Consider the following 26,158-nt stretch of genomic DNA (forward strand, 5'->3'; position numbering starts at 1 on the left):
TCACTCAATGGGACACGGGCTCGCCAGCTGGGAGAATGAATACTAGTTTTCGGCGCGAGACCGGGCACGGCCGTGCCGGGACCGCCGGATGCAGGACAAGGAGCACGCAATGAGCGACAGCACGCTGGAGGGCCGCACCGCGGTCGTGACCGGCGCCGGCGCAGGGCTCGGGCGCGCGGAAGCGCTCGCGCTCGCGGCCCAGGGGGCCAACGTGGTCGTGAACGACATGGGCCCGGCCGCCGACGCCGTCGTCGACGAGATCAAGTCCGCGGGCGGCGACGCGGTGGCGGTGACCGGCGACGTGGGCGACTGGGCCACCGGCGACCGGCTGGTCGAGGCGGCCGTGGACACCTTCGGCGGCCTGGACGTCGTGGTGAATAATGCGGGCGTCCTGCGGGACACGATGATCTTCAACCTCACCGAGCGCGACTGGGACGACGTCATCCACGTCCACCTCAAGGGCCACGCGGCCGTCTCGCGCGCTGCGGCGGTGCACTGGCGCAACGCCAGCAAGGCGGCGGGCGGGCCCGTGTACGGCCGCATCGTGAACACCACGTCGGAGGCGTTCCTGTTCGGCCCCGCGGGGCAGCCGAACTACTCGGCGGCGAAGGCCGGCATCACCGCGCTGACCCTGTCGAGCGCGCAGGGGCTGTCGCGATACGGGGTGCGCGCCAACGCGATCTGCCCGCGGGCGCGGACCGGGATGACGGCGCACGTGTTCAGCGACGACCCGAACGGCAGCGACCTGGACATCCTGGCGCCGGAGCGGGTGGGCGCGTTCGTGGCCTACCTGGCCTCCCCGGTGGCGGACGAGATCAACGGCCAGGTCTTCGTGGTCTACGGCGACATGGTCGCGCTGCTGGCCGCGCCCACGGTGGAGCGGAAGTTCACGGCGGCGGCGGGCGCCTTCAGCGTTGCGGAGCTCGACGACCAGCTCACGCCGTACTTCGCGGGCCGGAGCCCGTACCAGAACTACGCGGCCTACAGCGTCGCGGAGCTGGACACCACGGGAGTGCAGAACATCGCGCCCCGGAAGAAGTAGCCGCCCCGATCCGGTCCGCGATTTCCCTTGAGGATTTTCGTCCTCGTTGTGCGTGGCGGTGCGGGTGGCGCCCCCCTGCGGGAGTTACAGCGTCCGCCTGGACTGCGGGTGCCCAACCTGATGTGTGTCCAGGTCCGACTTCAATGGAAATCGCGGACCGAGGATCGGGCCGGTGGGCCGGGTCAGTCGTCCAGGGAGGTCTGGTCCGGTGCGTTCGAGCGGGCCGCCAGGAGGAGGCCGCAGGCGAGCCGGATCTCCACCTCGACGTCGGCCATGGAGATCCGGCCGTTGAGCGCCGAGCTCAGCATTCCGTACCAGCACTCGATGACGAGGCTCACGAGGCGGACGTCGCGGGCCGTCGGGCTCTCGAGGCCGAGCATCCGGAACACCGCCTCGTTCATCATCTTGTCGATGCGGATGGCCTCGTTCACCGTCGCCGCGTTGGCCTGGACGTTGGACTGCATCATCGCGCTGGCCAGCAGCGGCTTGCTCAGCAGCTGGCGGGTGGACCGCAGCAGCAGTTCGCACACCGCGTCCACCGGATCCTGGTCCGAGCGCGGCGGGCGCGCCAGCTTGTCCAGCTGCTCCACCTGCTCGGCCATGACGGCGGTGAACAGGTGCGTCTTCGAGGGGAAGTAGCGGTAGAGCGTGGCGATCGCGACGCCCGCTTCCTTGGCCACGTCGTGCATCTGCACGCGGTCGAGCCCTCGCTCGGCGGCGAGGCCCGCGGCGGCGCGCAGGATCCGGCGCTGGCGCGCCTTCTGCTCCTGCGAGCTCGGCTCCGCGGCCGGCCGGGCCTCAGCGATTCTCGGCACGTGTCCCCCCTCGGTTGATCCGCATCGACACCTGATTGTGCGGGTTCGCCTCGTGGCCGTCTCCGTCAACGTACCGCTCACCGGGACGACCGGGCCCGCACCACGGGCTTCCGCCTCATCCGGGCCTACCGGCGAGCTGATCAGCGAGGAGGACGCGACTACCTGCGCAGCCCGGTCGGCGCGGCGACCGACGAGCGGCCGGAGGCGTCCCACCCCGGCATCGCACGGCGGTGGCGAATCACACCAGCGTGTCCTCGACGGGGAGGCTGAACGCGCCCTTGCCGTACAGCGCCAGGGCGCGCTGCGCGTCGTTGGCCACGTGCATGCTGCCCGCGTGCGCGTCGCGCCAGGCCCGTTCGATGGGGTTTCCCCGGCGCAGCGAGTTCCCGCCCGCGCTCTGGAACAGCAGGTCGATCGCCGCCAGCGCGCGCTCGGTGGCGCGCACCTGGTCCCGGCGGGCGCGCAGCCGCAGCTCCATCGGGATCTCCGCGTCCCGAACCGCGTGGTCGTAGAGGTCGGCCATGTTGCGGTCCAGCTGCAGCACCGCCGCGTCGATCTCGGACGCCGCCCGCGCCACGGCCACCTGCGCGCCCTGGTCCTCCACGAACCGGCCGCCGCCGAGGCTCAGCCGCACCCGGTCGCGCATGGCCGCCACGTAGGTTTCGTAGCAGCCCGACACGACTCCCACGACGGGTGCGGCGACGGCGGTGGTGAACACCGCGCCGAACGGCAGCGCGAACAGCGGGCCCGGGTTCACCGCCCGGCCGGGGGCGCGCAGCTGCGACACGTCGTAGTTGCGGACGATCCGGTGCGCGGGCACGAACGCCTTGTCCACGACGATGTCGTTGCTGCCGGTGCCGCGCAGCCCCACCGGATCCCACACGTCCAGCACCTGGAAGTCCGCGCGCGGCACGAGGACGCTGAGGAAGTCGACCGGCCGTCCCTCGTCGCCGACGACCAGCCCGCCGAGCAGCGCCCAGCTCGCGTGATCGCATCCGGACGCGAAGCTCCACCGGCCGCTGAGCAGGTAGCCGCCCTCGACCGCGGTCAGGCGCCCGATGGGCGCGTACGACGAGCAGATCAGCACGTCCGGGCCGCCCGCCCAGACCTCGTCCTGCGCTTCGCGGGGAAACAGGCCGACGTGCCACGGATGCACGCCGAGGATCGAGAGCACCCAGCCGCTGGAACCGCACACTGTGGACACTTCCCGGACCACCTCGTAGAAGCGCACGGGATCGCTTTCCAGGCCGCCGTAGCGCTTCGGCTGCAGCATCCGGAACGCGCCGACCGAAACCAGGTCGGCCACCGTCTCCGCCGGCAGCCGCCGGTCCTCCTCCGCGACCGGGTTGCGCCCCGCGATCGCCGGCAGGAGGTCGCGGACCCGCTCCAGCACCTCGTCGGTCATGCTCGTCCTCCCGTTGCGACGTCAGGTTTCCCATCGTGCGGCCTGCCGTCCGCGGCGGTCGCCGGGAGGTACCGGTGAGTGGGATCACCGGCGGTTCCCGCGGCCGCCGCCGCCTACCTTCGCGATGACTCACCGCTGACGGGAAGGGATGACGAGCATGACCGCTGTGGAGGAGGTCCGGAAGATCGAGGTGGACGAGGCGCCCACCCGGTTCGCGCGCGGCTGGCACTGCCTCGGGCTCGCCAAGGACTTCAAGGACGGCAAGCCGCACACGGTGCAGGCGTTCGGCCAGAAGCTGGTGGTCTGGGCCGATTCCCACGGCGAGCTGAACGTGCTCGACGCGTACTGCCGGCACATGGGCGGCGACCTGTCGCAGGGCTCGGTGAAGGGCGACGAGATCGCCTGCCCGTTCCACGACTGGCGGTGGGGCGGCGACGGCAAGTGCAAGAGCATCCCCTACGCGCGCCGGGTTCCGCTGCGCGCGCGGACGGCGGCGTGGCCGACCCTGGAGCAGGACGGGATGTTCTTCGTGTGGAACGACCCCGAGGGCAACCCGCCGCCCGCCGACGTGACCATCCCTCGCATCGAAGGCGCCACCAGCGACGAGTGGACCGACTGGCAGTGGTACTCGGTCACCATCGAGAACGCGCACTGCCGCGAGATCGTGGACAACGTGGTGGACATGGCGCACTTCTTCTACGTCCACTACTCGTTCCCGACGTACTTCAAGAACATCTTCGAGGGCCACACCGCGACGCAGATCCAGAACGGCGTCGGGCGGGAGGACGCCCGCCCGCAGGAGTCCGGCAGCGGCGCGCCCCGCATGCTGGGCAACACGTCGGTGGCCGCCTACCACGGCCCGTCGTTCATGATCGACGACCTGACCTACCACTACAGCGACGGCGACGTCGAGTCGGTGCTGATCAACTGCCACTACCCGGTCACCGCGAACTCCTTCGTGCTGCAGTACGGGATCATCGTCAAGCGCACCGATCGGCTGCGGGGCGAGGACGCGGACGGGATGGCCCGCAAGATGGGCGATTTCATCAAGATCGGCTTCGAGCAGGACGTGCAGATCTGGAAGAACAAGACCCGCATCGACAACCCGCTGCTGTGCGAGGAGGACGGCCCGGTCTACCAGCTGCGCCGGTGGTACGAGCAGTTCTACGTCGACGCGGCGGACGTGACGCCCGAGATGGTGGAGCGGTTCGAGTTCGAGATCGACACCACCAGGCCCAACGAGGCCTGGCGCCGCGAGGTCGAGGAGAACCTGGTCCGGAAGGCGCAGGCGGTCTGATGGCGGTGCGCGCAGACGGCCGGCTGGTCGATTCGCCCATGCAGCCCGTGCAGTGCGGCACCTGCGGTGGCCGCGTCGAGGTCCGCAAGAGCAGCTGGGACCAGACCAGCATCCAGTGGCACGAAGAGGCCGTCCGAGCCTGCGCGGAGCGCCGAGACGCGCCTCCGGGGTCCGGCCCGAACGGCCGGTTCTTCAGCGGCTGCAAGGCATTGCGGGATTCCGTGCGCGAAGCGGCGGCCCGCGGCGAGATCCCGATCCAGGCGGAGGACTGAGTGCTCGACACCACGAAGTACGGACCATGGGCGGTCATCGCCGGCGGATCCGAAGGCGTGGGCGCCTCGTTCGCCCACCGGCTCGCCGACGCCGGGATCAACCTGGTGCTGATCGCGCGGAAACCGGGGCCGCTGGCGGCCACAGCGGATGCGGTGCGGGCCAAGGGCGTGCAGGTGCGCGCCCTGGAGCTCGACCTGCTCGACCCGGGCGCGTTGCGGGCCATCAGGGACGTCACCGACGACCTCGACGTCGGCCTGCTGATCTTCAACGCGGGCGCCAACAGCTACGGCCACGAGTTCGTCACGGGCGACCTCGACCGCGTGCGCGGCGTGATCGACCTGAACATCACCGCGCAGCTCGCGCTCACCCACCACTTCGGCGCGCTGCTGAAGGAGCGGGGCCGCGGCGGGGTGATCCTGGTCGGCTCGATGGCGGGCTACCTGGGCCAGGCGCAGATCAGCATCTACTCGGCGGTGAAGGCCTTCTCGCGGGTGTTCGCCGAGGGCCTGTGGCTCGAACTGCGGGAGCACGGCGTGGACGTCCTGGAGCTGGTGCTCGGCGTGACCCGGACGCCGGCGATGGAACGCGCCGGGCTCAACTTCGACATCCCGGGCTTGAACGTCGCCGAACCCGACGACGTGGCCCGGGAAGGGCTCGAACGGCTGCCGCACGGGCCGGTGTGGGTGGCGGGCGGCAACGCCGAGGCGGCGGCGAAGCGCAGCGGCCCCAATCGGGCGGAACTCGCCCTCGGCGCCCACGAAGCCTCGAAACGCCTGCTACCACCCGAGTCGAAGGCCTGACGCGGCACGGATCACCGCAGCCCATGGTCGGCTGAGCAGCTGGGCCGCGGTTTCCCGCGTCGCTCTTGACCTATTCGCTCGGGCGGATCGCCAGCAAAGTCCTCAGTGGACCTCCAATCACTCGCCCATGGTCATCAGCAGATGACCCCGGCGGAACCGTTCCCCCTCGCGCAGCATCCGACCGAGCCGCGGCTTGTCGCAGAACGATCTTGGATGCCCGTCTGCGCTCCCGGTGGACGCTCAGGAGCCGGGCCGACTGCCCAGGCTGTGACCACCGGCGAGGAGGCCCGAAGACGTGGCAGCCGCCGTTACGCGACGCGGTCGGTGGCCGTGCGCCGGGTGAAGTTCATGTGCCAGTTGGTGATCCAGGTCCGCCCGTCGTCGAGGGAGAACGCCTGCTCCCAGTGGGCGCGGTCGGTGGTGATACCGGACCAGATGAAGCGCGCCTTGACCTTGCGGCCGTCGTGTTCGTCGTCGCCGTGGAAGACGCCGGTGCCGTCGGCGCCGAAGCTGCCGGTGACGGGTGGGAAGAGGGTGCCGGTGCGCTTGCTGGCCCAGTACAGCGACCACTGTGCGGTCGCCGGGTTGAACAGCCGCAGGGTCAGCCCGGAGAAGCCCTTGGTCGGGAACTCGATCTCGTCGAAGCTGGCGGCGCCGTCGAAGTGGCGGGAGGCGCGGGTGATGCCGGGGAACTCCTCCCAACGGTCGTCGCCCTCCGTCGGATCGAGGAAGTCCTTGCGCCAGCGGTTGACGACGTCGTAGGTGCCGGCGAAGAACGCGAAGTCGTTGTTCGTCATGCCGCAGACGTTAGGACCGGTTCCCTGACATCCTGTGTCAGTGGACCGGCCGTAGATTTGCGACCATGCGCGCCGGTCGACTCCTCTCGCTTCTGCTCCTGCTGCAAAACCGCGGCCGGATGACCGCCGATGAGTTGGCGGCGGCGCTAGAGGTGTCGGTGCGCACGGTGTACCGGGATGTGCAGGCGCTGATCGCGGCGGGCGTGCCGGTCTACGGCGAGGCAGGGCACGCGGGCGGCTACGCCCTGCTCGACGGCTACCGCACGCGGCTGACCGGGCTGACCGCGGCCGAGGCGCAGGCCCTGTTCCTGGCCGGTCTCCCCGGGCCGGCGGCCGAGCTGGGGATGGGCTCGGTCCTGGCAGCGGCCGAGCTCAAGATCGAGGCGGCCCTGCCGGTCGCGCTGCAGGACCAGGTCCGGCGGATCCGTGAGTGCTTCCACCTCGACGCCCCGGGCTGGTACCGGCAGGCGGACGAGGTGCCGCATCTTCCGACGGTGGCGGCCGCGGTGTGGGAGCGGCGGGCCATCCGCGTGCGCTACCGCCGGTGGCATACCCCGCAGCTGGTTGAGCGGCGCCTGGAGCCCTACGGGATCGTGCTCAAGGCCGGACGCTGGTACACCGTCGCCCGTGCCGGCGATGACCTGCGCACCTACCGGATCGGGCAGATCCTCGACCTGGAGCCGCTGGACGAGGTGTTCGACCCACCGGCCCGCTTCGACCTGGCTCGTCACTGGCAGTCCCATACGGCGCGACTGCAGGATCGGCTGTGGCAGGGCGAAGCGGAGATACGCATCTCACCGGTCGGCATCACCCGCCTCCAGGACGTCGCGGCGCAGGCGGTGCTCGATGGCGTGAACCAGGGAAAGCTGGAGCCCGGCGGCTGGCGCCGGGCCGTCATCCCCATCGAGAGCCTCGCCCACGCGGAGGCAGAGCTGCTGCGGCTAGGCCCGGAGGTGGAGGTGCTCGCACCGTCGGAGCTTCGGGAGCGCATCGCCACATCGGCACGGACCATGGCGACGCTCTACGACTGAAGTCCGCCAAGTGGAGCACTCAGCCACACCCGGACGCACCGTCAGCATTGGTCGTGAGCGCAAAAGCCGGTTTCTAGCCGGAATTCGCACTCACGACCCACCGCTCACCGCTCGAAACGCCCAGCCTTGACGGCCCGCAGGAAGCCAGCGACATCGACGTCCAGACGCGGCCCCTCCGGATCCTTCGAGTCCCGGATCAGCCCGAGCGGGCTGGATAACTCCACACAGTTGCCGTTGGCATTGGAGTAGCTGGACTTCTGCCAGGCGTGGGTGCTCATCTTTCCTCCAAAGACGAACTTCCCGCAGTCATCGGTCGAACCGGCCAGCCTTGACAGCCCGTACAAAGGCAGCGACGTCAGCACGCAGCACCGGCCCGTCACAATCCTTCGAGTCCCGGATCAGACCGGGCGGGCTGGACAACTCGACGCAGTGCGTTTCTTGGCCGCTGTAGCTGCTCTTGCGCCACTGGGTTTGCTTGATCATCCGCTTGCCTCCAACTCTCGGACCACATCGAGGACGAACGCTGATGAATCTTCGGGACTGATCGCGGCGCGGCGAATCGCTGCCGATGCGCGCCGGTAGGTCACCACGTCGTCGTCTTCGTAGAGGAACACCGACGACCGGTGGTTCTCGATCGCGATGATCGCCGGTGACTCCTTGAAACCGTAGATGACGAATGGCCCCATCAAGCCGGGATGCCATCCGCCACCGGTCGGCACGATCTGGATCGCCGTCCCTTTCTTCCCGTTGAGCTCCACCAACCGACGAAGCTGCTCGATGAGAACTGCCTTCCCACCAATGCACTGGCGAAGTGCGGGCTCGCCGATCAGCACAGTGTGATCAACTGATCGATCATCGCGTTGAGCCAGTTGGTCCTGGCGGTCGAGTCGGAGCTTTACGCGCGTCTCGACCACGTGCGACGCCAAGGCATCGTCATCGCCGATGATCGCCTTTGCATACTCGTAGGTTTGAAGGAGTCCGGATACGACGAGCGGGCACCAGTCGACGATCTCGATGGCAGTTCGTTCGCATTCGACGATGCCTGCCAGCTGCTCCGAGACGCCACCGGCGAGCCAGTTCGACTCACGTGCATTGCGAGCCAGGTCGAGGATCTGCCGTCGCCGTTTGCCGGTCACACCGAGCACGGCGAGAAACGCGGAGACGTCATCGGTAGTCGGCACTCGCTTGCCGGTCTGCCACTGCGAGATCGTGCTGTGGGACTTGTCGAGCAGGCGTCCAGCCTGCCGCGCTGTCAGATCGGAGTCGTCGAGCGCTCCCCGCAATGCGGCGGCTAGCGCGCGAGTTCGCGGTGTACCAGCGGTGTCGCCCACGTTCCACAGCTTACGGCGTTCTTGAGTCATTTCGGATACCACCCAAAAGGTTGAGGGCAACGAGCTTGCGGTCTCAGCCCGTGACCAGGAATTAATTGACCTGGGTGGTTCGTGACCGGTTGCGAAGCGATCACGTCCCAATATAGCCGAAGAGCGTCGTGGAGGTGGTTTCGTTGGTGCTGGAGGCGTGGCCTCGGTGGTTGCCGTCGCCTGGATTGCGGGCGTTGGACACGCATCTCGTGCTTCGACCCGGCGGCGCCGGCGAGTGCGGTGCCGAGGTGATGTGGGCCGCCGTCGGGCATCCGACCACGACCCGGCCACGCTGCTCGGTTTGCGTGCGGATCACGAAAGCGCGCAAGAACGCCTCGAATCCAGTCCGATCCGGCGCGGCGGTAACGCACTTGCGGAAGCAGCGGTGCGTCAAGCGAGAACGGTGATCTGACCACATCGGACGGTGACCAGGCCGGGAGGCGTCATGTTCTGGTTGCAGCTGGGCACGCTCATCGCGTTCAACGTCGTCATCTTCGCGATGCTGTTCATCCCGGCATCGAATCCGCAGCACGCCAGTCGCCAGGCAAGCCAGGGAACATCACCGGGGGCGTGCATCACGGCACCAAGCATGATTTTCTCCTCGTGCGAATAACTTCTGCGGATAACCGGCAAATCCGGGTCAACTCACCGCAGCAGGAACAGGGGTGTCGTCTTCGTGCTCATGACGGCCTCCGGGCGCATCGGCCTCGGCGCGTCGAGTCGTGGCAACGGCGAGCAGTCCGATCGGCAGCAGCGCGGCACCGGTCACGACAGCGCCCAGCGCGGCAGGTCCGACCAGACCCCACGAGGTCGACAGGGTGGCCCCGGCCACCGCGGCGCCGACTGCGGTGCCCAGGTTGAACGCCGCGGTCGCCAACGAGGACGCCAGCGTCGAACCGTTGCCCGCGTGGCGCAGCGTCTGGGCGATCAGCACCGGGTTGGCCCCCAGTCCCGACGCCCCGAGCAGGACGACCAGCGCGACCACGACCGTCGACCGGGTCGAGCTGAACACGATCAGCACCAGCAACAACGAGGTCAGCGCGAACGCTCCGGCGACGGTCGCGAGCGGACGACGGTCGCCGAGACGACCGCCCACGGCCGTGCCCACCAGCGCGCCGATCCCGAACCCGACCAGCACCAGGGGCACGAACTCGACCGGGATGCCGGCGCCGTCGGTGAGCAGCGGGCTGATGTAGCTGTAGGCGCCGAGGAATCCGGCCTGGGCGAGCCCGATCGCACCCAGCACGACCCACAACCGCCACGGCCGCAGCGCGGCCAGCTCCCCGCGCACCGTGACCTCCGCGCGTTGGGTGCCGCTGGTGGTCGGCATGAATCGCAGCACTGCGGCGATGGCCAGGAACGTCAGGCCCGCCAGCATCCAGAACGGGCCCCGCCAACCGGTGTACTGCCCGACGAAGGTGCCCAACGGCACACCGGCGACCACGGCCAGGCTCAGCCCGCCCGACATCACCGACAGCGCCCGGGCACTCTTCCCCGGACCGGCGGCCGTGGTGGCCACCACGGCACCGACCGCCCAGAACGTCCCGGTGGCCAGCGCGGTGACCACCCGCGAGACGGTCACCACGGCGAACGAACCGCTCAACGCCGCCACGACGTGCCCCACCGCGAACACCACCAGCGACAGCACCAACGTCGCCCGCTGGGGCAGGCGCAGAGTGGCCAGCGCCATCACCGGCGGCCCGACGATCATCCCGACCGCGAACGCGGACACCAACAGCCCCGCTCGTGCGACATCCACGCCCAAGTCGGCAGCCGCCTCGGGCAGCAGCCCCGCGATCATGAACTCGGTGGTGCCCATCAGGAAGATGCCCGCCGCGATCACGTAGACCAGTCCCGGCGTCCGCGTGCTGCTCGTGGCACCCCGCAGCGATGTGCTCAACGTCTCCGCCCCTCCAGGTGGCTCTCCATCGGGTCCGTAGCGGATCCCGACGCCCAGGAAACTCCGCACGTCGCGGGTGTGGGAGGCGGCGTTCAGGGGGGTGCTGGCAGCACCCCCCTCGCAGAACCTGGCAGCGGTGGACCGGGCGTCGTAACGTCGGCGGCATGGGCAAGCAGCACCACGCGGAGATCGGCGAGTTCCTGACGTCGCGGCGGGCCCGGATCACTCCCGACCAGGTCGGGCTGCCGGTCTACGACGCCGCCAAACGCCGCGTGCCCGGACTGCGCCGCCAGGAGGTCGCCACCCTCGCCGGGCTTTCGGTCGACTACTACACGCAGATCGAGCGCGGGAAGGTCAACGGCGTCTCCGAATCGGTGCTCGACGCGATCGCCCGCGCACTGCAACTGGACGAGGCCGAGCGCTCCCACTTGTTCGACCTGCACCGCAGCGCCACCACCAGCCCGCAGCGGCCCCGGCCCCGCCGCACGAAGGCCATCCGGCCGATGGTGCAGCGCCTGGTGGACTCCATGACGGTGCCGGCGTTCGTGCGCAACGCCCGCCACGACTTCGTCTGCGGCAACCAGCTGGCCTACGCCTTCTACTCCCCGCTCTACCCCGACCCGCTGCACCCCGACCCCGGCCAACCGGTCAACTTCGTCCGGTTCTGCTTCCTCGACCCCCGGGCACGGGACTTCTACCCCGACTGGGAATGGATGGCCGACAGCGCGGTCAACCTGCTGCGCACCGACGCCGGCCGCGACCCCTACGACCGGGGAATCTCCGATCTGGTCGGAGAATTGTCCACCCGCAGCGAGGAATTCCGGGTGCGCTGGGCCAAGCACAACGTGCGGCTGCACTACACCGGCACCAAGACCTTCCACCACCCCGTCGTCGGCGACATCACGGTCACCTACGAAACGATGCCGCTGCCCGCCGACCCCGGCCTGGTCCTCACCATCTACAGCCCCGAACCCGGGACCGCGTCCGCCGACGCCATGACCCTCCTCGCCACCTGGGCCGCCACCCACCTCGGCGAAACCGCGCCCACAGCCGACGACCAAGCCGAGCGGTCGCCATCCCAGCGCCCCGAGCACTGACGTCCCGCTCCTCCTCGCAATGTCCGCAGTGGACCGACCGGTGGGAGCGAGGAACTGCGCGCGACTTTCCAGGACACTTCCGGGACCAAGCTGTTCGCCTGCATGCCAGCCGACCAGACGACGGCGGAAAACTGCCGCAGCTCATCGAGGATCCCCGAACGGGGTCTCGTGAGTGTTCACTCCGGTTCTTACCGGCGCGAACACTCACGAGGACTAGGGCCGCTACCAGGCGTCGCCGTCGCGGCAGTCGCGGTTAGCCCCCTGCTGCGGCGCGGCCCGCGCGGCGGCCGAAGAACGTTCCGTCGCCCAGTGATGTGCCGCTCACGTAGCCTTCGCCGTGGATTCCGGAACTCGCCCGCCCCGCCGCGAAAAGCCCCGCGATCGGGCTGCCGGAGACGTCGAGCACGGCACCGTCCACTGTGGTGTGCAGGCCGCCGAGGGTGAACCCGGCGATGCCCGTGCCCGGCGGCACCGCGTCGCTGCCCCCCGGGTCGAACCCGAGCGCCGGGTTCACCGCCGCGAACGGCGGCTTGAGCTCGCGCAGCCACGCCGGGTTCTTGTGGAAGTGGGGATCGTCGCCCTCGGCGGCGTGCCGGTTGTACGTCGCCACGGTCGTTTCGAGCGCACCTGCCGGGATTCCGAGCTCCTCTTCCAGCTCGGCGAGGGTCTCGGCGACGTGCTGCGGTCGCACGCCCCAGAGGTCGCGCTCGGGGATGGCGTCGTAGCCCTCCTCGTCGATGATCACCCACCACGGCGCCGGGTTGTGCAGCGCGGCGTGGCTGAACATGCCCGGGTACACGTCCTCGTTGATGAACCGCTGGCCCCGCGCGTTGACGAGCATGCCGCGGCAGACCATCGCCGGCAGCGCGGTCAGCGCCGCCTCCACCTGCGCCATCCGCCGGGTGGCCGCGCCGAGGGCGGCGGCCATCCGGATCCCGCTCCCGTCGTCGAGGCCGTCGCTGACCTTGCCGTGCCCGAGGAGCACCGGCGCGTGGTCGGCGAGCATCTCCTCGTCGTCCACGAAGCCGCCGGTGGTGAGCACCACGCCGCGGCGGGCGCGGTAGTGGACGGTCTTGCCGTAGTTGCTCGCCACCACCCCGACGACCCGCCCGGACTCGTCGACGACGAGCGCGGTGGCGAGCGTGTCGGCGTGCGTCCGCGCCCCGGCCTCGTGCGCGGCCGACGCGAGGCGCTCCATGATCAGCCAACCGCCGAAGTTCTCCGCGGCGGGCCGGTGGCCGCGCGGCACCGGCCGCGCGATCGTGTTGTAGGGCCAGGCGTTCTCCCCCAGCCACATCAGCCCGTCGCGGGTCGGCGGCATCCAGCTCGGGGCGTCGTACATCGACTCCTCGAAGGTCAGCCCGCGGGCGCGGAACCACTCGAAGTGCTCCACGCTCTCGTCGCAGTACAGCCGCAGCTTCTCCGCGTCGGCGTGCGGGCCGAGGGCCGCTTCGAGGTAGGCGTACATCTCGTCCGGCGTGTCGTCGAAACCGCACGCCCGCTGGACGCGCGTGCCGCCGCCGAGGTACAGCTCACCGCCGGACAGCGCCGAGGACCCGCCAGGGCCCCCGGCGCGTTCCAGGACGATGACGTCGGCGCCGGCGGAGGACGCCTCGAAGGCCGCCGCCGCGCCGGCGCACCCGAAGCCGACCACGAGGACGTCGGCTTCGTGCTCGAACGCTTCTACCTGCGACAGCGGCACCGGGCGCACCGGCCGGGAGCTCATCGGCCGCTCACCGTTCCTGGCTGAACGCCGCGAGCGGTTCGGAACCGGACCAGTCGTGGCCCCAGTAGCTGTCCGCGGTGATCTCCTCGGCCGTGTAGTACGTCTCGTCGACGAGCAGGCCGTCGCAGCCGTACTCGATGTCCCAGCCGCCGGGCGCGCGGACGTAGAAGGAGATCGCTTTGTCGTTGGTGTGCCTGCCCAGCGTCGACGACAGCGAGAAGCCGCGCCGGTTGACCTCGTCGAGGGCCCGGCCCACGGTGTCGATCTCCTCGACCTCGACCATCAGGTGCACCAGGCCCGGCGGCTCGCCGTGCGGGGCCGGGCAGACCGCGAGGCTGTGGTGGCGCTGGTTCACGCCCATGAACCGCACCCGGCTCGGCGGGGCGTCCGGGGTTCCGCCGCCGACGCGGATGGCGCCGCGCGGCAGGAAGCCGAGCACCTCGGCGTAGAACTCGACCGTCTCCTGTGGACAGGTCGTCGGCAGCACCACGTGGCCCATGCCCTGATCGCCGGTGACGAACCGGTGGGCGTGCTTGGTGACGACCGGGCTGTGGTCGAGCACCGGCCCGAAGAACACCTCGACGGGAGTGCCGGCCGGGTCCTCGAAGGCGATCCCGGCCTCGACGCGCCGCTCGTCGCATTCCGCCTGCGACAACGCCTTGACCGCCGTGCCCGCCGCCGCCACGTCGCGGGCGACGGCCGCGAGCCCGAACTGGTCGCGCACCTCCCAGCCGACGGAGACCACCTTGTCGGCGTCGCCGGGCAGCACGATCAGCCGGGCGGCCCGCTCGTCCATGCGCAGGTAGAGCCCGTCGGCGTGGGGGCCGGTGGTCTCCTGGAGCCCGAGGGCGTCGATCGTGAGCTCGCGCCAGCGGTCGATGTCCCGGGTCTGCACCGTGAGGTATCCGAGACCGCGGATCTGGGGCATGTGCGTTCTTCCAATCTCTGTGCGGCGGGGCGGTCAGATCATCGAGCGCATCGGGCCCGGCGGCGGCTCGATGCCCAGTTCGGTCAGCGCGGACACGTGGAAGACGGCGCCCGGGACGTGGATGGCGTGCACCATGCCCATGTGGCCGTCGCGCCAGAAGCGCTGGATCGGGTTGTCCATGCGCAGGCCGTTGCCGCCGGAGCGGGCGACGATCTCGTCCATCGCGCGGACGGCGCGCCACGCCGCGGCGACCTGGGTGCGGCGGCTGACCGCGCGCTCCTCGAAGCCGATCTCCACGCCCGCGGCCACCTTGTCGTAGATCCGCGACACGTTGTCGAGCAACGCGACGCGGGAAGCGTGGATCTCAGCCGCCGCCTCGCCGATCGCGAACAGCACGTAGGGATCGTCCTTGATCTTGGTGCCGGTGATCTGCACGCGCTTCTGCTGGTAGGCCATGTGGTGCGCGAGGGCGCCCTCGCAGATGCCGATCACCGCGGAGGTGATGCCCAGCGGGAAGGCCGTGGTGAACGGCACGTGGTAGGTCGGGTTCTCCAGCCCGGCGTCCCGGGGCGCCGACCCGTCGAGCATCGTGCTGAACGGGATCACCCGGTACGACGGGACGAACGCGTCCTTGACGATGACGTCCTTGCTGCCGGTGCCGCGCAGGCCCACGACGTCCCAGGAGTCCTCGACGATCTCGTAGTCCGACCGCGGCAGGATCACGTGGTAGGCCACCGGCGGCTGGGCCACGTCGCCCTCCTCGTCGCCCATGAAGGCGCCGAGGAAGATCCAGTCGCAGTGGTCGGTCCCGGAGGAGAACTGCCAGTGCCCGTTGAAGACGTAGCCGCCGTCGACCGGCTTGAGCACGCCGAGCGGGGCGTACGGCGAGGCGATCCACGTGTCGGTGTTCTCGCCCCAGATCTCCTCCTGCACCCGGGGATCGGCCATCGCCATCTCCCACGGGTGGACGCCGACGATCCCGGCGACCCAGCCAGTGGAGCCGTCGTGGCTCGCGACCTTCATCACGGTCTCGGCGAACTCGGCAGGGTGCGCCTCGGCCCCGCCGTACCGGGCGGGCTGCAGCATCTTGATCACGCCGGTCTCGCGGAGCACCTTGGCCGCTCGGTCGTCGAGCCTGCCGAGCCGCTCGTTCGAGGCGGCGGCCCCGGCGATCTCCTCGGCTCGCTCCTCGACCGCCGTCAGAACCGGGTTGGACATCAGCTGGCCCTCGCTTCGGTGTCGGTGCCGCGCGCGGCGAGGCCCACGGCGAGTTCGATCAGCTGGTCCTCCTGGCCGCCGATCAGCTTGCGCTTGCCCGCCTCGACGAGGATTTCGGCGCCGGAAACGCCGTACTTCTTCGCGGCGCGGTCGGCGTGCTTGAGGAAGCTGGAGTAGACGCCGGCGTAGCCCATGGTCAGCGAGAGCCGGTCGAGCAGGCACTCGCCGTCCATCACCGGCCGGACCACGTCCTCGGCGGCGTCGATGATCTTCAGGGTGTCGACGCCCGTGCGGATGCCGAGCTTCTCGGCGACCGCGACGAACGCCTCGACGGGGGTGTTCCCAGCGCCGGCGCCGAAGCGCCGGGTGGAGCCGTCGATCTGGGTCGCCCCGGCGCGCACGGCGAGCACGGAGTTGGCCACGCCGAGGCCCAGGTTCTCGTGGCCGTGGAAGCCGACCTGGGCGTCGTCGCCGAGCTCGGCGACCAGCGCCGCGATCCGCTCGCTGGTGTCCTCCAGCACGAGTGCGCCGGCGGAGTCCACGACGTAGACGCACTGGCAGCCCGCGTCGGCCATGATCCGGGCCTGCTGCGCCAGCACCTCCGGTGGCTGGCTGTGCGACATCATCAGGAAGCCCACCGTCTCCAGGCCCAGCTCGCGGGCGAGCCCGAAGTGCTGCACGGAGACATCGGCCTCCGTGCAGTGCGTGGCGATCCGGCAGATGGCAGCCCCGTTGTCGGCAGCCGCGCGGATGTCGTCCTTCACCCCGACGCCGGGGAGCATCAGGAAGGCGATCTTGGCGCGCTTCGCCGTGGCCACCGCGGTCTTGATCAGCTCCTGCTCGGGGGTGTGGCTGAAGCCGTAGTTGAACGACGAGCCGCCGAGGCCGTCGCCGTGGGTCACCTCGATGACCGGGACCCCGGCGCCGTCGAGGGCGGCCACGATGTCCCGCACGTGCTCGGTGGTGAACTGGTGCTGCTTGGCGTGCGATCCGTCGCGCAGCGAGGAATCGGTGATCCTGATGCCGAGATCGGTGCTGTAGGCCATGGGTTTCTCACTGCCCCTTCTGCGCGCGGATCCGCCGGGCGAAGCCCGCGCCGACGCCCGCCGCGGCGGCGGTCATGATGTCGAGGTTCCCGGAGTACGGCGGGAGGAAGTCGCCGGCGCCCTCCACTTCGAGGAACACCGCGACGCGGGCCATGCCACCGTTCACAGTGGACGGATCGTCGAACTGCGGCTCGGCGCGCAGGCGATAGCCGGGCACGTAGCTCGCGACGGCCGCGACGACCTCGTGGATGGACCGGGCGATCGCGTCCCGGTCGCAGTCCGCCGGGATCGCGCAGAACACGGTGTCGCGCATCAGCATCGGCGGCTCGGCCGGGTTCAGGATGATGATCGCCTTGCCCCGCCGCGCACCGCCGATCTTCTCGATGCCGCGGGAGGTCGTGATGGTGAACTCGTCGATGTTCGCCCGCGTGCCGGGCCCGGCCGACGGCGAGGCCACGCTGGCCACGATCTCGGCGTAGGCGACCTCCACCACGCGCGAGACGGCGTGCACGATCGGGATGGTGGCCTGGCCGCCGCAGGTGATCAGGTTGACGTTGGGCGCGTCGAGGTGCTCGCCGAGGTTGACCGCGGGCACGACCGCGGGCCCCAGCGCGGCCGGGGTCAGGTCGATCGCCTGGATGCCCCGCTCGGCGTACTTCGGCGCGTTCTCCCGGTGCACGTAGGCCGAGGTCGCCTCGAACACGATGTCCGGCTGCTCGTCCTGCGCCAGCAGCCAGTCCACGCCCTCGGCGGAGCTGATCAGCCCCTCGCCGTGCGCGCGCTTGAGGCCGGGGCTGTCCGGGTCCACGCCGATCATCCAGCGCGGCTCGATGTATTCGGAGCGCAGCAGCTTGTACATCAGATCGGTGCCGATGTTGCCGGAGCCCACGATGGCGGCGGTCGCCTTGGTCACTGTTCCCACTCGTCCTTTCAATTCCCGGTGCGCCTCACGCGAACCGGGCCGTGACCGACCCGAGGCCGGTGAAGTCGGCGCGGTACTCCTCGCCCGGCGCGACGTCGACGGCCCTGGTGCACGAGCCCGGCAGGATCACGTGCCCCGCTTCGAGCCGGACGCCGAAGGTGGCGACCTTGCGGGCCAGCCAGGCCACCGCGGTGGTGGGGTTCCCGAGCACCGCGCTGGTGTTCCCGCGGGCGATCTCGGTGCCGCCGGAGAACAGCACGGCCTCGATGTCGGCGAGGTCCAGCTCGCCGGGCTTGGCCCGCGCGGCGCCGAGGACGACGCCCGCGGAGGAGGCGTTGTCGGCGATGGTGTCGGCGAGGCCGATCCGCCAGTCCCGGATCCGGCTGTCGATCAGCTCCAGGCTCGGGACGACGTACTCGGTGGCGGCGAGCACGTCCTCCTCCGTGCACCCCTCGCCCGGCAGCGAATCGCCCAGGACGTAACCGATCTCGACCTCGATGCGCGGGTAGCAGTAGCGCGCGGTTTCGACCGCGCGGTCCTCCGCCAGGAACATCGTGTCGAGGAGGTGGCCGTAGTCGGGCTCGTCGACGCCCATCATCCGCTGCATCACGGGGGACGACAGCCCGACCTTGTGACCGCGCACCACCGCGCCGGCGGCGAGCTGCCGGCGGATGTTCAGCAGCTGGATCTCGTAGGCGTCGACCACGTCGATGCCGGGGAACCGCTCGGTGAGCGGATCGATCGGCGCGCGATCGGACTGCGCGGCCCGGAGGGCGTCGGCGGCAGCCTGTCGAGTTGTCGCATCGAGCATGCCTGAACGGTGCCAGCCGATCTCCCGCAGCTGGGATTCCTCTCCCGCTCACCGGGACCGCCCGGTCGCGGAACTCCGTCGGGACAAGCGAAAACCCGCGGTGCAGGATCGCACCGCGGGTTCTCCCTCCCGCTCACCGGGACCCCGTCCGGTCAGTAGTCGTAGGTCAACTTCAGCCGGTCGGTGAGCGGCACGGCCTGGCAGCCGAGGACGATGCCCTCGGCGAGGTCGTTGGCGTCGAGCACTTCGTTGCGCTCGAGGTCGACCTCGCCTTCGAGCAGCACGCAGGCGCAAGCGCTGCAGGCGCCTTCCCGGCAGGAGTACGGCGCGTCCAGGCCCGCGGCCAGGAGCACGTCGAGCAGCTTGCGGCTCCGGGGCCACGACAGGGTGCGCGTCTCCCCGTCGAGGGTCACCTCGACCTCGCTCACCGGCCCGTCCTCGGCGGGCTCCGGCAGGATCTCGTTGGCGGCGAACGGATCGCCGGTCAGCGAGGTGAAGCGCTCGACGTGCACCCGCTTCGGCGGCGCGCCGAGCGCGGTCAGCGATTCGAGTACCAGGTCCATGAACACCTTGGGCCCGCAGATGAAAGCCTCGCGGTCGGCGTAGGGCCGCAGCAGCTCCCGCACGCCCGCCGCGGTCGGCAGCCCCTGCACGGATTCCAGCCAGTGCAGCACGGTGAGCCGGTCGCCGTGCTCGTCGAGCCCGAGCGTCTGCAGTTCGTCGCGGAATATCACCGAGTTCTCGTCGCGGTTGGCGTAGAGCAAGGTGATCCGGCCCCCGCCCGCGCGGAGCGCGGACTTCAGGATCGAGAGCACCGGGGTGATCCCGCTGCCGGCGGCGACGAGCAGCAGATCGGTGTCCAGCGACGCGGGCGTGAACGTCCCCGACGGGCTCAGCACGTCGAGCACGTCGCCCGCGACGACGTTGTCGCAGATCCAGTTCGAGCCGTAGCCGTCCCTGGTCCGCTTGACCGTGACCTTCAGCTTCTCGTCGCAGACGGGGGAGCTGCACAGCGAATAGCAGCGGGCGGCCCCGCCCGGCCGCTCCGAGGGGATCCGGATGGTCAGGAACTGACCGGGCAGGTAGCCGAACGGCTCACCCGGCTGCTCGGAGTGCTCCAGGACCAGGGTGTGCGCGTCGGCGGTCTCCCGGATCACCTCGACGACGCGAAGCTTCCACACCGTTGGCGGCGTCATGTTTCCTCCCGCCTCATCGGAGAACTCCCGCGGCGTGCTTCGCCGCGATGTAGCCGAAGACGATGGACGGACCGATGGTGGCGCCGGGGCCCGCGTACTCGTTGGCCATGACCGACGCGGTGGTGTTGCCGGTGGCGTAGAGGCCCTCGATCGCCGAATCGTCCGCTCGTAGGACCCGGCCGAGCTCGTCGGTGACCAGCCCGCCCTTCGTGCCGAGATCGCCCGTCTCGATCCGCACCGCGTAGAACGGCGCCTTGTCGATCACGTCCAGGTTGGGGTTGTTCAGGGTGGGATCACCGTAGTAGCGGTCGTAGGCGCTGTTGCCGCGGCCGTAGTCCGCGTCCTCGCCCGCGCGGGCGAAGCCGTTGAACCGCTCGACGGTCTGCTGCAGCGCGTCCGCCGGGACGTCGATCCGTTCCGCGAGTTCCGCGATCGTGCCGGCGCGGTGCACGATGCCCGCGTCGTAGAAGCTCTGCGGGAACGGCATGCCGGGCAGGATCTGCGCGAACGGGTACCTCGCGCGCGCCCTCGCGTCCATGATGAACCAGATCGGCCGGTGCTTGCCCGCCAGCTGCGCGTGCACGAAGTTCGTGTACGGCGCCGATTCGTTGGTGAACCGCTTCCCGTCCGCCGACACGATGATCTGGCCCGGGATGGCGCGCTCGGAGACCAGCGGGATCGTGGCGCCCGAGGGATGTTCGACCGAGGGCATCCACCAGGCGTCGTCCATGAAGTCCAGGGCCGCGCCCAGCTTCCGGCCCGCCTCGATGCCGTCTCCGACGTTCTCCACCGCGCCGAGGCTGTGGTTCTCCTGGCCGCCCTCGGGTAGGTATTCGGCCCGCATCTCGCCGTTGTGGTCGAAGCCGCCTGTCGCGAGCAGCACGCCGCGACGCGCGCGGATGCGCTGCTGCTCGCCGTCGCGGCGCACGACGACACCCGCCACGCGGCCGTCCTCGACCACCAGGTCGGTCATCGGGGCCCGCAGCCACAGCGGGATTCCGGCGTCCTTGAGCGCCATCCGCATCCGCGCCACCAGGGCCCGGCCGCCGGTGGACATGTGTCGCCGCCGGACGACGTTGGAGGACACCCGCCAGGCGGCGATCACCGACGCCCAGCGGCCCCGCCAGGTGCGCTTGACCATGGCCAGGTCGTGGTAGTCCTTGCCCGTGACCCACAGGCCCAGCGGGCCCTTCATGCTGTTGGGGCGCTGGAACTTCTCGTCCGCGCCGAGTTTCCGCGTGTCGAAGGGCAGCGGCTCGACGGATCGCCCCATCGGCCGCCCGCCCTCGTACTCCGGGTGGTAGTCGGCGTACCCCTTGGTCCAGTAGAACCGCATCCACCTGCTGCGGCACAGCAGTTCCATCGCCGCGGGGCCGTGGTCGACGTAGGCGTCGAGGCGGGCGGCCGGCACCTTGCCCTCGGTGAGCAGGTCCAGGTACCGGCGGATCGACTCGCGGCTGTCGTCGTGGCCCTTGGCCCGCAGCACCGGGTTGTTGGGGATCCAGATGCCGCCGCCGGACATCCCGGTGCTGCCGCCGTACTTCCCGGCCTTCTCGACGACCACCGTCGACAGGCCCGCGTCGGTGGCGGTGAGCGCGGCGGTCATCCCGCCGCCGCCGGAGCCGACGACGACGAGGTCGAACTCGTGGTCCCAGGACGCGGTCACGGCGCGTCCTTCCGCGTCAAGAACGCCAGCACCGCGCTCTCCCAGGCCTCCTTCTGCTCGATCATCGTCCAGTGCCCGCAGTTGGGGAAGATGTGCAGTTCGGCGTCGGGAATCGTGCGCATGGGGACCAGCGCCATGTCGACCGGGCTGACCCGGTCGTCGCGTCCCCACGTGATCAGCGTCCGGGCCCGGACCTTGTGCAGCATCGCCCAGTACGGCGGCTCGTCGGAGTTCGCCGCGGCGGCGGCGACGGCCTCGAAAGCCTTGCGGCCGTACATCTTCCGCGCGCTGGCGAGGGTGCTCGGATCGGTGGCGTGCGCCCAGCGCTCCTCGATCAGCTCCTCGGTCACCAGCGACCGGTCGTACACCATGGAGTTCAGCCACGCCACGAGCCGCTCCCGCGTGGGTTCGTCGGTGAACTCCATCAGCAGGTTGATGCCCTCGCCCGGCGAGGGGCTGAAGAGGGCACGGCCCACCCCGCCGATGGTGACCAGCCGGCGCACGCGGTCCGGTTCGTCGATGGCGAACCTGGTCGCGACGATGCCGCCCATGGAGTTGCCGATCACGTCGACCTGCTGGAGGCCGAGGCCGTCCAGGAAGCGCCGGACGGCGGCGGGGGCGGCGGCCATGGGGTGCTCGTCGGTGGGGTCGCTGACGCCGAAGCCGGGGAATTCCAGGACCAGGCAGCGGAAGTGCTCGGCGAAGACCGGGAGGTTGCCGCGGAAGTTCCGCCACCCGGTGACGCCGGGGCCGGACCCGTGCAGCATCAGCAGCGGCGGCCCGTCGCCGGCTTCGTGGTAGCGCAGGGTTCCGCGGTCCGTCTGCAGCTCGCGCAGCGTGGACTCGTAGCTCAGTTCCGTCATCTCACGCCCAAGCTCTCGAGGACTTTCAGTGGTTTCGCCGCTGCACGTTAAGGGCGGGCGCCCCGGCAGGGCTGCACGGACTCCCGATCAGCGGGATCGCGGGCTCCCGATCAACGGGATCGCGACCGCCCGCGGAATCCGCTTCCGAGGGCATGGGCAGTGCCTCCCGCTCAACGGGACGACGTGGCGAGAACGCCGCAACCGCGCGCCTAACGTCGATTCCGTGAACACCCAGCGAGCAGCGGAAGATCCTCAGGTCACGGTGGACGACGCCCCCGCGGCGGTGGCGCCCACGCCGCTGGAGATGCGGCGGGCGATGGGCACCTTCGCCAGCGGCGTCACGGTGGTGACCGGTTACGACGGCGAACCGGCGGGCTTCGCCTGCCAGTCCTTCGCCTCGGTGTCCCTGGAACCACCGCTCGTGCTGTTCTGCGCCGACCACCGGGGCCGGGCCTGGCCGCGGATCCGCAGCACCGGGCGCTTCTGCGTGAACGTGCTCGCCGAGCGGCAGACCGACCTGTGCGACCGGTTCGGTTCCAGCCGGGGAACCAAGTTCGAGGGACTGCCCTGGCAGCTGTCCCGGTGGGGCAGCCCGGTGCTGCCCGGCGTGCTCCTGCGGGTGCACGCGGAGGTGCACGACGTGCACGCCGCCGGCGACCACGACGTGGTGATCGGCCGGGTGCTGGAGCTGGAGACGCCCGCCGACGCGCCGCCGATGGTCTTCTTCCGGGGCAAGTTCGGGATCACACCGGAGCCGGAATTCGTCATGCCGGACGCCTGGGGCTGGGGCGACACCTGGGCCTGAGCCGGCGCGGGATTTCCGCGGTGCGCGGCCGGAATCCGGCGCCCGGCGGTCAGAGCCAGTCGCCGGTTCCCGCCGCCATCATGCGGTCGAGCGTCGCGGTCGACCAGGTCTTCTCGGGCGCGACAACGCTCATCTGGCGGCACGAGCGCGGTTTCGCCGCGGCCGGGTAGAGCACCTGCGACACCGTCCTGGCGGCGTCCACGACCAGCGGCGCCACCTTCTCCAACGGCGCCTGGACGTACCCCACCAGGGAGATGCTGCCCACCGGTCCCTCCGGGCCGCGGACGGCGGCCGCCGCGCAGGCGAGCGACGGAATGCACTCGCCCCGCTCGAAGGCGAGGCCGCGGCGGCGCCGGATGCGGTTGAGCTCCTGGTGCAGGGTGCCGATGTCGCCGATGGTGCGGTCGGTCAGCCGCCCGATGCGGTCGCCGAGCAGCTCGTCCACGGTCTCGGGCGCGAGCCCGGCCAGAATCGCCTTGCCCAGGGCCGTCGAGTGCGCCGGGGCCCGGCCGCCGACGCACGAGGGCACCGACGCGGCGAACCGGCCGCCCACCTTGTCGAGGTAGTGGATCTCGCCGCCCTCCAGCACCCCGAGGTGAACGACCATTCCAGTTTTCATCTGGAGGCCGTGGAGCAGCGGCGCGGCGGCGCCGCGGAGCTCGTCGTGGGCGTTGGCCTGGCCGCCGAGGCTGAGCGCGCGGCGCCCGAGCGAGTAGCCCGCGGCGCTGTGCCGGAGCCAGTCGAGCCGGACCAGCTGATCGAGGATCCGGTGCGCTGTCGACCTGGGCAGATTCGTGCTTCGAGCCACGTCTTCCAGGGTGAGCCGGGCGGAGCAGCGTTCGAAGGAGTCGAGGATCAGGGTCATCCGTTCCACCATCGACGGCGGCAGCTCGCGGCGCGGGGAGTCAGCGTGCTCGCGAGCGAAAGGGACAGTCATGGTTCTCCCCTCAGCCCGGCGTACCGGAAGTAAAACTGAAATGAATTCCACCTATCCGGAAACGGTAGCAGCGGCGCGCGAGCTGCGGAAGTCTCCCGCCGGGGTTTCGCCCGTGTTTCGGGGAGCACCCGGCTCCCGGTGACCGGGACGAGCCGGGAGCTCGCGAGGCGGCTCGGCTAAACCTTGTCGACGGCCCGGTGACACCGGCGCCGCGCGAGGAAAGGTCTGCAGATGAGAGTCGGCATCGCAAGCCCGGTGGTGACGCAGGTACCGGGCGTGCATTCGGAGTGGGAGCGCACGGCGGGCATCGAGGAGCTCGGCAGGATCGCCGAGACCGCCGACCGGCTGGGCTTCCACCACCTGACGTGCAGCGAGCACGTGGGCATTCCCCGGGAGGTCGCCGAGCAGCGCGGCGCGACCTACTGGGACCCGCTGGCCACGCTCGGATACCTGGCCGCGCGCACCACGCGGATCCGGCTCGCCACGCAGGTCCTGGTGCTCGGCTACCACCACCCGCTGGAGATCGCCAAGCGCTACGGCACCCTCGACCGCGTCTCGGGCGGCCGCCTGGTCCTCGGGCTCGGCGTGGGCAGCCTGGAAGAGGAGTTCGCGCTGATCGGCGCGCAGTTCGAGGGGCGCGGTGCCCGGGCCGACGATGCCCTCGCCGCCTTGCGCGCCAGCCTGTCTCAGCGGGAGCCGGAGTACCACGGCGAGCACTACGACTACGCGGGCTTCGTCGTGGAGCCGCACGCCGTGCAGGCCCGCGTGCCGATGTGGATCGGCGGCCGGACGTTGCGCTCCCTCCGCCGCGCGGCGAAGCACGGCGACGGCTGGGTGCCCTTCGGCCTCGACTTGGCTCAGCTGCGGGAGATGCTGACCAAGGTCGAACTTCCGGCGGGCTTCGAGGTCGTGCTCTCCTCCGGCGCGCTGGACCCGATGGAAAAGCCGACGGCGGCCGAGGCGGCGCTGGTGCAGGTGCGCGAAGCGGGCGCCACGCTCGTCGGCGCCCAGCTGCGGGCGCGATCCGCCGACCACTACTGCGAGCAGCTCGAAGCCCTGGCCGGCATCGCGGCCGGCCTCGATTGACGGGACGAGGTACCGATGGCTGAGGAATCCACCGATCTCGCCGAGCGGCTCGCCGCGCTGGAGGAGCGCCTGCGGCGGCTCGAAGACCAGCAGGAGATCGCCCGGCTCATCGCGAGCTACGGCCCGCTGGTCGACAGCGGCAGCGCCGAGGCCGTGGCCGACCGCTGGGAGGTCGACGGCACCTACGAGGTCGACGGGTGGTCGATGAACGGCCGCGCCGAGATCGTCGCGATGGTCACCGGCGCGACGCACCAGGGCTGGATCGAGGGCGGCTGCGCCCACTTCCTCGGCCCCGCGCACATCACGGTCGAGGGCGACGAGGCCGTCGCCGTGGGCCACTCGCTGATGGTGCTGCACAACGGCGGGGAGTTCGTCGTGCGCCGCGCCACCGCCAACCGGTGGCGGCTGCGGCGCGGGCCGGCGGGCTGGCGCGTCACCCGCCGGACGGGCCGGGTCCTCGACGGCCGCGAGGAGTCCCCGCGACTGCTCGCCGCGCTCGATCCCGGTGCGGTGGAGGCGGAATGACCGCCCGGGAGGAGATCGTGGAGCGGCTCGCCGAGCTGGCGGCCGCGATCGACGGGCGGGACTGGACGGCGGTCGCGGCCGCCTTCCTCCCGGACGCCCACGGGTACAGCGGGGACGGCGTCGAGGCGATCGTGCGGCAGATGCGCGATCACCTCGACGGGTGCGGCCCGACGCAGCACCTGCTCGGCAACCACCGGGTGGCGGTGGACGGCGACACCGCGCGTTCGCTGACCTACGCGCGCGTGCACCACGTCGGGGCCGGACCGATGGCCGGGCGGTTCTTCGAGTGCATGGGCGAGTACGACGACCGCTGGGTGCGCACGCCCGGCGGCTGGCGGCTGTCGTCGCGCACCTTCGACATGCGGATCACCCTGGGCGACTTCGCCGTGCTCCGCCCGGCCTGAGCGCGAACCCCTCGGCGTCCACATAGGACTCGTCTTGCCTCGGGAGCCGTTTCAGAACGGCTCATCCGAAGGCGTCCGATGACTGAGGATGCGGCGGTTTCGCGCGAAACCGCCATATCCCCTCACGCGAAACGCCGGTTTCGCGCGAAACCGCCGCCCTGCGCCCCGGGCGGGCACGCCCCGCGCATGCCCGCACCCGTTCCGGAA

At 70.6% G+C, this 26,158-nt stretch carries 28 protein-coding genes; 10 read left to right on the plus strand and 18 right to left on the minus strand.

What is annotated here, in order from left to right; all coding sequences use genetic code 11:
• The first annotated feature begins 109 nt into the window (after window positions 1-109).
• Window positions 110-1,042, plus strand: coding sequence for a 3-oxoacyl-ACP reductase (locus BLW84_RS16445; protein ID WP_093266276.1), 933 nt, complete (start codon window positions 110-112; stop codon window positions 1,040-1,042).
• A 182-nt stretch (window positions 1,043-1,224) separates the two neighbouring features.
• On the opposite strand, the gene BLW84_RS16450 is transcribed toward BLW84_RS16445, so the two are convergent.
• Window positions 1,225-1,857 carry a TetR/AcrR family transcriptional regulator gene (locus BLW84_RS16450; RefSeq protein ID WP_177226503.1) on the minus strand — a complete coding sequence of 211 codons (633 nt, stop codon included), beginning with the start codon at window positions 1,855-1,857 and terminating at the stop codon, window positions 1,225-1,227.
• Between the two features lie 238 nt (window positions 1,858-2,095).
• Window positions 2,096-3,262, minus strand: coding sequence for a 3-hydroxy-9,10-secoandrosta-1,3,5(10)-triene-9,17-dione monooxygenase oxygenase subunit (gene hsaA / locus BLW84_RS16455; protein WP_093266278.1), 1,167 nt, complete (start codon window positions 3,260-3,262; stop codon window positions 2,096-2,098).
• 148 nt (window positions 3,263-3,410) lie between these two features.
• Between hsaA and BLW84_RS16460 the strand changes: the two genes are divergently transcribed.
• The 3 genes from BLW84_RS16460 to BLW84_RS16470 are packed head-to-tail and all read left to right on the plus strand — an operon-like array spanning window position 3,411 to window position 5,632.
• Window positions 3,411-4,559, plus strand: coding sequence for a 3-ketosteroid-9-alpha-monooxygenase, oxygenase component (locus BLW84_RS16460; RefSeq protein WP_093266279.1), 1,149 nt, complete (start codon window positions 3,411-3,413; stop codon window positions 4,557-4,559).
• A complete protein-coding gene (locus BLW84_RS16465) occupies window positions 4,559-4,831 on the plus strand; it encodes a ferredoxin (RefSeq protein WP_093266281.1) in 273 nt (90 codons plus the stop codon). Before BLW84_RS16460 ends, BLW84_RS16465 begins: the two co-directional genes overlap by 1 nt.
• Window positions 4,832-5,632: an SDR family NAD(P)-dependent oxidoreductase gene (locus BLW84_RS16470; RefSeq protein ID WP_093266282.1), complete on the plus strand. Its 801-nt coding sequence runs from the start codon at window positions 4,832-4,834 to the stop codon at window positions 5,630-5,632.
• Between the two features lie 308 nt (window positions 5,633-5,940).
• On the opposite strand, the gene BLW84_RS16475 is transcribed toward BLW84_RS16470, so the two are convergent.
• Window positions 5,941-6,429, minus strand: coding sequence for a hypothetical protein (locus tag BLW84_RS16475; RefSeq protein ID WP_093266284.1), 489 nt, complete (start codon window positions 6,427-6,429; stop codon window positions 5,941-5,943).
• Between the two features lie 65 nt (window positions 6,430-6,494).
• Between BLW84_RS16475 and BLW84_RS16480 the strand changes: the two genes are divergently transcribed.
• Window positions 6,495-7,460 (plus strand): helix-turn-helix transcriptional regulator, encoded by a 966-nt coding sequence (locus tag BLW84_RS16480; RefSeq protein ID WP_093266285.1) that lies wholly within the window; start codon window positions 6,495-6,497, stop codon window positions 7,458-7,460.
• 104 nt (window positions 7,461-7,564) lie between these two features.
• On the opposite strand, the gene BLW84_RS16485 is transcribed toward BLW84_RS16480, so the two are convergent.
• The 5 genes from BLW84_RS16485 to BLW84_RS16500 all read right to left on the minus strand — a co-directional run bounded on the left by BLW84_RS16485 (window position 7,565) and on the right by BLW84_RS16500 (window position 10,721).
• Entirely contained in the window at window positions 7,565-7,738 is a 174-nt protein-coding gene (locus BLW84_RS16485; protein ID WP_093266287.1) for a DUF397 domain-containing protein, read from the minus strand.
• Window positions 7,739-7,766: 28 nt separating this feature from the next.
• Window positions 7,767-7,943 (minus strand): DUF397 domain-containing protein, encoded by a 177-nt coding sequence (locus tag BLW84_RS16490; protein ID WP_177226504.1) that lies wholly within the window; start codon window positions 7,941-7,943, stop codon window positions 7,767-7,769.
• Window positions 7,940-8,791: a helix-turn-helix domain-containing protein gene (locus tag BLW84_RS16495; RefSeq protein WP_177226505.1), complete on the minus strand. Its 852-nt coding sequence runs from the start codon at window positions 8,789-8,791 to the stop codon at window positions 7,940-7,942. The genes BLW84_RS16490 and BLW84_RS16495 overlap by 4 nt, the downstream gene beginning before the upstream one ends.
• A gap of 420 nt (window positions 8,792-9,211) precedes the next feature.
• On the minus strand, window positions 9,212-9,412 hold the full coding sequence (locus BLW84_RS46225; protein WP_143060973.1) for a hypothetical protein: 201 nt from the start codon (window positions 9,410-9,412) through the stop codon (window positions 9,212-9,214).
• Window positions 9,413-9,461: 49 nt separating this feature from the next.
• A complete protein-coding gene (locus BLW84_RS16500) occupies window positions 9,462-10,721 on the minus strand; it encodes an MFS transporter (RefSeq protein WP_245761186.1) in 1,260 nt (419 codons plus the stop codon).
• A 164-nt stretch (window positions 10,722-10,885) separates the two neighbouring features.
• On the opposite strand from BLW84_RS16500, the gene BLW84_RS16505 reads away from it, so the two are divergent.
• A complete protein-coding gene (locus BLW84_RS16505; RefSeq protein ID WP_093266290.1) occupies window positions 10,886-11,818 on the plus strand; it encodes a helix-turn-helix transcriptional regulator in 933 nt (310 codons plus the stop codon).
• A 253-nt stretch (window positions 11,819-12,071) separates the two neighbouring features.
• Here the strand turns inward: BLW84_RS16505 and BLW84_RS16510 are convergent, their stop codons facing one another.
• From BLW84_RS16510 to BLW84_RS16550, 9 genes are all read right to left on the minus strand, one after another.
• The gene (locus BLW84_RS16510) at window positions 12,072-13,544 is read right to left on the minus strand and encodes an FAD-dependent oxidoreductase (protein ID WP_093266291.1); all 1,473 of its coding nucleotides are present in this window, start codon (window positions 13,542-13,544) and stop codon (window positions 12,072-12,074) included.
• Between the two features lie 7 nt (window positions 13,545-13,551).
• On the minus strand, window positions 13,552-14,472 hold the full coding sequence (locus BLW84_RS16515; RefSeq protein ID WP_093266293.1) for a VOC family protein: 921 nt from the start codon (window positions 14,470-14,472) through the stop codon (window positions 13,552-13,554).
• Between the two features lie 33 nt (window positions 14,473-14,505).
• Window positions 14,506-15,690 (minus strand): acyl-CoA dehydrogenase family protein, encoded by a 1,185-nt coding sequence (locus BLW84_RS16520; protein WP_093266294.1) that lies wholly within the window; start codon window positions 15,688-15,690, stop codon window positions 14,506-14,508.
• Window positions 15,690-16,736, minus strand: coding sequence for a 4-hydroxy-2-oxovalerate aldolase (gene dmpG / locus BLW84_RS16525; protein WP_093266296.1), 1,047 nt, complete (start codon window positions 16,734-16,736; stop codon window positions 15,690-15,692). The genes BLW84_RS16520 and dmpG overlap by 1 nt, the downstream gene beginning before the upstream one ends.
• Window positions 16,737-16,743: 7 nt before the next feature.
• Window positions 16,744-17,649, minus strand: coding sequence for an acetaldehyde dehydrogenase (acetylating) (locus BLW84_RS16530; protein ID WP_093266297.1), 906 nt, complete (start codon window positions 17,647-17,649; stop codon window positions 16,744-16,746).
• A 34-nt stretch (window positions 17,650-17,683) separates the two neighbouring features.
• On the minus strand, window positions 17,684-18,469 hold the full coding sequence (locus BLW84_RS16535) for a 2-keto-4-pentenoate hydratase (protein ID WP_093266299.1): 786 nt from the start codon (window positions 18,467-18,469) through the stop codon (window positions 17,684-17,686).
• A gap of 152 nt (window positions 18,470-18,621) precedes the next feature.
• The gene (locus BLW84_RS16540) at window positions 18,622-19,665 is read right to left on the minus strand and encodes a ferredoxin--NADP reductase (protein ID WP_093266300.1); all 1,044 of its coding nucleotides are present in this window, start codon (window positions 19,663-19,665) and stop codon (window positions 18,622-18,624) included.
• A gap of 13 nt (window positions 19,666-19,678) precedes the next feature.
• On the minus strand, window positions 19,679-21,331 hold the full coding sequence (locus BLW84_RS16545; RefSeq protein ID WP_093266302.1) for an FAD-binding protein: 1,653 nt from the start codon (window positions 21,329-21,331) through the stop codon (window positions 19,679-19,681).
• Window positions 21,328-22,194 carry an alpha/beta fold hydrolase gene (locus BLW84_RS16550; RefSeq protein ID WP_093266304.1) on the minus strand — a complete coding sequence of 289 codons (867 nt, stop codon included), beginning with the start codon at window positions 22,192-22,194 and terminating at the stop codon, window positions 21,328-21,330. The genes BLW84_RS16545 and BLW84_RS16550 overlap by 4 nt, the downstream gene beginning before the upstream one ends.
• 223 nt (window positions 22,195-22,417) lie before the next feature.
• On the opposite strand from BLW84_RS16550, the gene BLW84_RS16555 reads away from it, so the two are divergent.
• A complete protein-coding gene (locus BLW84_RS16555; protein WP_342743153.1) occupies window positions 22,418-22,999 on the plus strand; it encodes a flavin reductase family protein in 582 nt (193 codons plus the stop codon).
• Between the two features lie 49 nt (window positions 23,000-23,048).
• Here the strand turns inward: BLW84_RS16555 and BLW84_RS16560 are convergent, their stop codons facing one another.
• Window positions 23,049-23,936 carry an IclR family transcriptional regulator gene (locus BLW84_RS16560; protein ID WP_218157337.1) on the minus strand — a complete coding sequence of 296 codons (888 nt, stop codon included), beginning with the start codon at window positions 23,934-23,936 and terminating at the stop codon, window positions 23,049-23,051.
• Between the two features lie 231 nt (window positions 23,937-24,167).
• Here BLW84_RS16560 and BLW84_RS16565 point away from each other — a divergent pair, with 231 nt between their 5' ends.
• The 3 genes from BLW84_RS16565 to BLW84_RS16575 are packed head-to-tail and all read left to right on the plus strand — an operon-like array spanning window position 24,168 to window position 25,951.
• Window positions 24,168-25,022, plus strand: coding sequence for a TIGR03619 family F420-dependent LLM class oxidoreductase (locus tag BLW84_RS16565; RefSeq protein ID WP_093266305.1), 855 nt, complete (start codon window positions 24,168-24,170; stop codon window positions 25,020-25,022).
• 15 nt (window positions 25,023-25,037) lie between these two features.
• Entirely contained in the window at window positions 25,038-25,547 is a 510-nt protein-coding gene (locus BLW84_RS16570) for a nuclear transport factor 2 family protein (protein ID WP_093266307.1), read from the plus strand.
• A complete protein-coding gene (locus BLW84_RS16575; RefSeq protein ID WP_093266309.1) occupies window positions 25,544-25,951 on the plus strand; it encodes a nuclear transport factor 2 family protein in 408 nt (135 codons plus the stop codon). The genes BLW84_RS16570 and BLW84_RS16575 overlap by 4 nt, the downstream gene beginning before the upstream one ends.
• Window positions 25,952-26,158 lie beyond the last annotated feature (207 nt).

The organism is Saccharopolyspora shandongensis, from assembly GCF_900106995.1.
Lineage (GTDB): Bacteria > Actinomycetota > Actinomycetes > Mycobacteriales > Pseudonocardiaceae > Saccharopolyspora > Saccharopolyspora shandongensis.